The following is a 5,982-nucleotide window of genomic DNA, read 5'->3' as shown; positions in this document are numbered from 1 at the left end:
TAACCCCGAACTCACTGCTCGGCTGTTTTGTTTTAACTCCTGAAAATACTGCTACATTAGGTAAGCAACAGTTATCTACAGATGGTTGGTATTTAGGTTCAATACTTCTAGTAACTGGTATGTGACTTAATGACAGTGTTTTTTCTACTGATGTAAGTCTTTTCTCCTGAGGAAATACTGATTCTAATTTCAACTCAATATTCTTTTTTGCAATAGCTTCTGCTTTCCGTCTGGCGTGACGTCTATTTGCAGATGCTCCACGTAAAAACTCAGGCTTGCGTGACTTTTTAACTGTAATAGTTGCCATATATCCTCCAAACAGTTGGCTTTAGTGAGCGCAGGGATCGAAACCATGTTATTTCTGTTTATACATGGGATAGTTTCCATGTCGGGGCAAATCTCCCTATGGTAGGGGTGAATGCCCTGCGCTCATTAAAACCTTCTGAGAAGGTTGACGCTTTATCAGCGTCACCGTTCTGATAGCTAATACACAGCTCGCCATCATCGTTGTTAAAGAACATCAACGTGCTGTGTTCCGTTGATGGATAGTATATTCACAAATTGTGATTTTAATGTCAACCACAAAATGTGTTTATTTGTTTGTTTTTAAATTAAGCTGATGATTTGGAATATAAAATAAATGATAAATAAACACGGAATGTGTTGTTGGTCACATAAGATTGGAACTCAGATCACTTCTTTGGAGGGGGGAGAGCACAAAAAAGCCCTCGCGTGGAGGGCTGATGGAAGGTTACTTTTTATTTGGGAGTTCTGGTTTTTTTAGTAGTTCTAATACCTCTATAGCTTTTTTGCTTTCAATTGCTTTTGCTTCAACTTTATCAGCTAAGTAATCCTTTAATCCGCCTGGTACATAATGATCGCGCAACCATTTTCTGAATTCGTGAAGAGCAGTCTCAGGATAAATATTGGCATCCACGGGTCCAGCCCTTCTTTGTGGGAACCATTCTGGGTAGACGTGAGGATATTTTAAAATCTCGCCATAAGTTTTTGTAAATTCATTCTTTTTCCAATAACGAGCCCATCTAGATCCAGCACTTATGTCTATAATATTTTTTTCATTTAACTCAAATCCTGCGCTAATCAAAGGAACTGTAATATCTACCATTTCCCTAAACACAGAAAAATACCCAGCAGGTATAGAGTCGTTTAATTTTATTCTATCTTGAAAGCACTTCCATGCTCCTACAACAGGGTTATCAGGATCTATTCCTACACTTTTAAATATGTAAGTACGAAGGGTTTGTCTAGCCATTAACCTATAGTTTCTGGCTGCTATAGTGTTATCACCTTGTGTGGCGTCAAATGCATAGTATTCTAGTATTGCCATGCATACAGCGTCAGGATATGCATGGGAATCCCAATTGCCACCTGTGCTTATAACTGTATACAACTTATCTGATTTATAATTATGTTCAGACAATATTTCTTTTATTTTTTTACCCCTTGGCTTAGTTTGTTCTTCCAGCCAATTAGTTGTTAGGGGTAACAGGGTTGTATGGTTCACTCCGCAGAGCTTTGCGAGACCTCGCAGAGATAAGAATGGGGAGCCATCATTCAGCACCCCCATATGCACGCCATTAACCTCAACCTCTTTCACGGGGAATAGTTGAATTTCAATCTGGTGGGCACTTCCAGTCATTTTTTACCTATCCTTATGATATACAAATGAAATTAATAACATCCTCTGTGTGGTCAGCTCAGGAAATAATGTGCCACACCCTAAAACGTGTCGTCAGGCCATTGTGACTTGATTACCTTACCTATGATTGTGCAGTTCCCATTAATAGGGATCAGGTCGAAACGAGGGTTTAACGGCTCTAGGTACTCAATCCCACCGTCTCTAATCAATCGTTTGAATGTGAACTCATCATTTAGCAAACGAGCAACGCAGAAGTCACCGAACTCTACCTCTTCCTCAGGATCAACCAAAATAAGCATTCCTTCAGGAAAACTTGGCTTGCCTCCTGGTGGTGCTGTCATTGATTGACCTTCAACCTCTAACCAGAAAGCGCGCTCACTGGCTTTCTTAGCCGTAGGAATCCACGACACAGCATCTTTCTGAGTGTATGAGTTAAATTCTGTTGAGAAAGCTCCAGCTTGCACCTTCGTGAATAGAGGGTATTCGTAATTTTTGATCACTTGGTCACTTTGACTGCCAAACATTAATTCAGCTGGCGATATACCAAGGGCTTCACTTATAACAATTGCATCATCAGCGCTAATCTTACGCTCTCCAAGCTCATAGTTTCCTATTCTGGACGCAGCAGAGTAGCCACACAATTTAGCTAATTGAGCTTGACTTAGTCCTCTTGATTCACGAATGGATTTTAACCTTTCGCCAATAACTTCATTTACTTTTTTCATGTATACCTTTTAACACAAACCGTGATAAATGTATTTAAACGTTTTGTGATTGACAGTTAATCACATATTGTGTGTAATAGTGGAATAAACAAGGAGGATACACACATGAATAACATCGCAGAACAGCGAAAAAAACTGGGAATTTCTCAAGCTGTTTTAGCTTCATCAATAGGATGGGGTCAGTCACGAATTGCTAACTATGAGTTAAGCATTAGAACTCCTAGCTTAAATGACTGCCGAGCCATTGTTGAAGCATTACAAAAATTAGGGGCAAACTGTTCTTTAGATGACGTTTTCCCTCCAAAAGTAGCTTGATTTCACCACGTTCTTTAACAATCGCAGGGTTCTTGACTGCTACGGAGTCGCTGATAAAGCGACAGATTTACCCACCAAACAAACAATCCGCTCATATGGAATGAGCCACGGATCATTACTGCTGTTCTCTAACGAGAAGTAATCTAAGAAGGAATTTAACAAATGGAACTATCAAACGAACGCAAATTTCGAGAAATCGAATCAAAAATCATGAAAGGGATACTTGTTACTGGCGCTAGAGAAGTAGCGAAAAGAACGGGTATTCACGAATCGCAAATATCTCGCTGGCAATCTCAACAATCTAAAACGCAATTAAGCTTCATACAACGTTGTGCAAGGCTTTTAGTTGCTATTGGGTATGAGACACCAGATGACACAGTGATATTGCAAGGTGATGAGGCTAGAGCGTTAATTCAGATGCTTGAGCATGTCAAAGCACCAAAAAGAAAAGCCCCAGCGGTAACTGAGGCTTCTCAACAAATGGACTTAACCATTTAACTTAACAAATACACTGTATCAATAACCAGTATTAAAGGGAAGCTGATTTTGAGCTTTCCTTTTGCTGATACAGCTTAGGAATAAGGGAATTATACCATGAAACAACGATTTAATCATAGTGCTGTGCATAAAAACAACGCTAGAGTTCGTGAATATCGCCTAGTTACTCAGGATGGTGTTAAGTGCCTCAGAGCAATGCTTGAAGACGCAAAAATACGCACTGAACATCGTCAGCAGGTACTAGGAGGTAAGAGCGATGAGTAATGTGTCTTATGCACTACAAGAGCGAATAAAACAGCCTGTCATATCGGGTAAGGGGTTCGCATTCATGCACCGTAAAATTATGGAGTGTGATTTTTACAAGAAAGACTCGGAAGCCGTGCATTTATGGTTGCACTTAATTATGACTGCTAGCCATCAACCAGAAACGATTGATACTGATGTTGGTCAGATAGTTATAGGCAGAGGGCAGATGATGAGAAGTAGACCGGTTCTTACAAAAGAAACTGGTATACAAGACAATAAAATCAGATCACTTTTAAGGAGTTTTTCCAATAAAGGAATGATTTCAGTAGAGGCTAAAAGCAATAAAATTAGCATCATTACAGTGCTGAAATACGATGAATATCAAGGTAAAAATTGTCCGGAAGATGTCCGACGATTGTCCGGAGCAAACGCAGATACATCAAGGGTTGAAAGTGTCATGTGTCCGGAAGATGTCCGACGATTGTCCTTATACAATAATAATACTAATACTACATCTAAAGATGTAGTTGGTGAACTTTCTGACGAAAGTCACGATACCCAGCAATCAAAAATTAATTCTAAAAAATCACCACCAGTACCCTACCAAGCAATTATCGATGCTTATCACGAAATACTTCCTGAAATGGCAAGAATACAAGTCGTGAGAGGAAACAGAAAAAACAAGATCCGCTCCTTCTGGCAAAAGTGTAATTCAGAGTACATGAGCAAGCACAATAAACCGTTCACACTGGAAAACTGGAAAGGTTATCTAAGTTACATTTCTGCAAATTGCCGTTGGATGACTGAAAGTCGTCCGAATGGTAGAGGTGGATTCTGGAGAGCAAAAAATTTGGATTATTTAATTACTGATGAATGTTACACATCCGTCAAGGAGGACAGAGCTAATGATCGTAAATAATTTTAATCAAGTTCCACAAAGCACCGAAGCGGAGCAAAGTGTTATTGGTTCCATCCTGATTGATCCTCAAAGCGATAAGTCTCAAACAGTTCTAAGTCACTTATCACCAGATGCATTCTACCAACGCACTCACAGAGAGATATTCAAAGTGATGCGTGAAATGAATAATTCTGGTCAGCCAATAGACCTGATCACAATAACCAATCGCCTTGAAGAAATGGGAACTCTGAAAGAGCTTGGTGGATTTGCTTATCTTGCTGAAATTAATCACGGTACACCATCAGCCGCAAATATTCTTGCATACGCTAAAACTATTCGAGAAAAAAGCGCAGAACGCCAGATGATTGAAAGAACGGCAGAAATTCAACGCATGTTCATGGAGCCAAGCACGCAATCTCTGGAAGAAAAAATTGAAATTGCACAAGTGATGCTAGGTCAAGTTGCTGAAGCTAGTAAGTCAGGAAAAAGTACAGGGTTAGTTAATATCAGCGATGTTATTGATGACTGGTTTAACGAAACTGAAAGCAGAATAAACAACCCTGAACGATACGCAGGGCTTAAAACAGGCATTCAGTCATTTGATGAAATGCTGGCACCAAAAGGTGTTGTCGGTGGTTCACTATTTGTTATTGGCGCTCGTCCTAAAATGGGTAAAACAACCGTCCTGAGTGAAATGGCTAAAAACGTAGCTCGTGATGGCAACCATGTCGCATTATTTACGATGGAGATGACTAACAAACAAATTGTTGAACGAATGATTAGCCAGAAATCAAATGTTAATACTGATATTTTTTATGGTGAAGGAGGGGACGAATACGAGTGGGCTATGGTTGGGCAGGCTATTTCTGAGATGAAAGACAACCCTAACATTTGGCTTAATGATGCGCCAGCAATGACATTGGCACATATCCAGTCGGAAGCTAGAAAGCTAAAGCGCAAGGTTGGAAAAATTGGGTTTATTGGCGTTGATTACCTAACGTTGATGAAAGCTGGTAAGGCTGACCGTAATGATATTGCCTATGGGGAGATCACTAAAGGGTTAAAAATATTGGCAAAAGAACTGGATACCGTTGTTGTGTTACTTATCCAGCTTAACCGAAAGCTTGAAGATAGAGCGAATAAGCGACCAATGCCAAGTGATGGTCGTGACACAGGGCAAATTGAGCAGGACTGTGATTACTGGATGGCTGTACATCGTGAGTCTGTGTTTGATGATAAAGCAGATCCAACACTCACTGAGTTAATTTTACGTCTCAATCGTCATGGTAAGACTGGCACTGCATACGTCGAGCAAAGAGGTTTAACGCTGTTAGATATTGATCAGGTTCAAGGTGCGATGAGAGCAGAGCCTAAAAGAGAAAACATTCGCAAGAAGGATTTTTAGATGAAAGGAACTAATTATAAAGATCTCCTGTGGGCTTATGCCGACGAGGCTGCCTTCAGGAAAAGAAAATACATAAAGAACTGCAAAGACTATAACCGCATTTTTACGAAAAACTACCGAAGTGAGAAAGTGCTTAATCGACTATTTAAAATTGACTGGGAGGCATCTAATGCAGGGAACTAATTGGGTTAAGGTGAGTGAGAGATTGCCTGTTATTGGTGATCCGGTACTTGCG

At 40.0% G+C, this 5,982-nt stretch carries 8 protein-coding genes; 5 read left to right on the top strand and 3 right to left on the bottom strand.

Annotated elements, in window-relative coordinates; translation table 11 throughout:
- The 3 genes from ABN217_RS18550 to ABN217_RS18540 form a co-directional block, all read right to left on the bottom strand.
- A partial coding sequence (locus tag ABN217_RS18550; RefSeq protein WP_349459759.1) for a transcriptional antitermination N peptide occupies window positions 1-307 on the bottom strand: 307 nt, incomplete at its 3' end.
- A 444-nt stretch (window positions 308-751) separates the two neighbouring features.
- On the bottom strand, window positions 752-1,660 hold the full coding sequence (locus ABN217_RS18545) for a BstA C-terminal domain-containing protein (RefSeq protein ID WP_349439823.1): 909 nt from the start codon (window positions 1,658-1,660) through the stop codon (window positions 752-754).
- An 80-nt stretch (window positions 1,661-1,740) separates the two neighbouring features.
- Window positions 1,741-2,385 (bottom strand): LexA family protein, encoded by a 645-nt coding sequence (locus tag ABN217_RS18540; RefSeq protein ID WP_349459758.1) that lies wholly within the window; start codon window positions 2,383-2,385, stop codon window positions 1,741-1,743.
- A gap of 105 nt (window positions 2,386-2,490) precedes the next feature.
- Between ABN217_RS18540 and ABN217_RS18535 the strand changes: the two genes are divergently transcribed.
- The 5 genes from ABN217_RS18535 (at window position 2,491) to ABN217_RS18515 (ending at window position 5,747) form a co-directional block, all read left to right on the top strand.
- Entirely contained in the window at window positions 2,491-2,700 is a 210-nt protein-coding gene (locus ABN217_RS18535; RefSeq protein ID WP_161769910.1) for a helix-turn-helix transcriptional regulator, read from the top strand.
- A gap of 162 nt (window positions 2,701-2,862) precedes the next feature.
- The gene (locus tag ABN217_RS18530) at window positions 2,863-3,198 is read left to right on the top strand and encodes a CII family transcriptional regulator (RefSeq protein WP_123822243.1); all 336 of its coding nucleotides are present in this window, start codon (window positions 2,863-2,865) and stop codon (window positions 3,196-3,198) included.
- 96 nt (window positions 3,199-3,294) lie between these two features.
- The gene (locus ABN217_RS18525) at window positions 3,295-3,462 is read left to right on the top strand and encodes a hypothetical protein (RefSeq protein ID WP_243210191.1); all 168 of its coding nucleotides are present in this window, start codon (window positions 3,295-3,297) and stop codon (window positions 3,460-3,462) included.
- Between the two features lie 64 nt (window positions 3,463-3,526).
- The gene (locus ABN217_RS18520; RefSeq protein WP_349459757.1) at window positions 3,527-4,363 is read left to right on the top strand and encodes a DNA replication protein; all 837 of its coding nucleotides are present in this window, start codon (window positions 3,527-3,529) and stop codon (window positions 4,361-4,363) included.
- Entirely contained in the window at window positions 4,350-5,747 is a 1,398-nt protein-coding gene (locus tag ABN217_RS18515) for a DnaB-like helicase C-terminal domain-containing protein (protein ID WP_349459756.1), read from the top strand. Before ABN217_RS18520 ends, ABN217_RS18515 begins: the two co-directional genes overlap by 14 nt.
- Window positions 5,748-5,982 lie beyond the last annotated feature (235 nt).

Origin of the sequence: Proteus sp. fly-1067 (assembly GCF_040139345.1) — a bacterium.
GTDB lineage: Bacteria > Pseudomonadota > Gammaproteobacteria > Enterobacterales > Enterobacteriaceae > Proteus > Proteus vulgaris_B.
The sequence above is the reverse complement of the archived record's forward strand: the minus strand, read 5'-3'. Positions and strand labels throughout refer to the sequence as shown.

What these genes read in the sequence shown, in the direction of transcription:
- ABN217_RS18545 (WP_349439823.1), bottom strand. Translation starts at nt 1,660, where the DNA reads ATGACTGGAAGTGCCCACCAGATTGAAATTCAACTATTCCCCGTGAAA.
- ABN217_RS18525 (WP_243210191.1), top strand. Translation starts at nt 3,295, where the DNA reads ATGAAACAACGATTTAATCATAGTGCTGTGCATAAAAACAACGCTAGA.
- ABN217_RS18520 (WP_349459757.1), top strand. Translation starts at nt 3,527, where the DNA reads ATGCACCGTAAAATTATGGAGTGTGATTTTTACAAGAAAGACTCGGAA.
- ABN217_RS18540 (WP_349459758.1), bottom strand. Translation starts at nt 2,385, where the DNA reads ATGAAAAAAGTAAATGAAGTTATTGGCGAAAGGTTAAAATCCATTCGT.
- ABN217_RS18515 (WP_349459756.1), top strand. Translation starts at nt 4,350, where the DNA reads ATGATCGTAAATAATTTTAATCAAGTTCCACAAAGCACCGAAGCGGAG.
- ABN217_RS18530 (WP_123822243.1), top strand. Translation starts at nt 2,863, where the DNA reads ATGGAACTATCAAACGAACGCAAATTTCGAGAAATCGAATCAAAAATC.
- ABN217_RS18535 (WP_161769910.1), top strand. Translation starts at nt 2,491, where the DNA reads ATGAATAACATCGCAGAACAGCGAAAAAAACTGGGAATTTCTCAAGCT.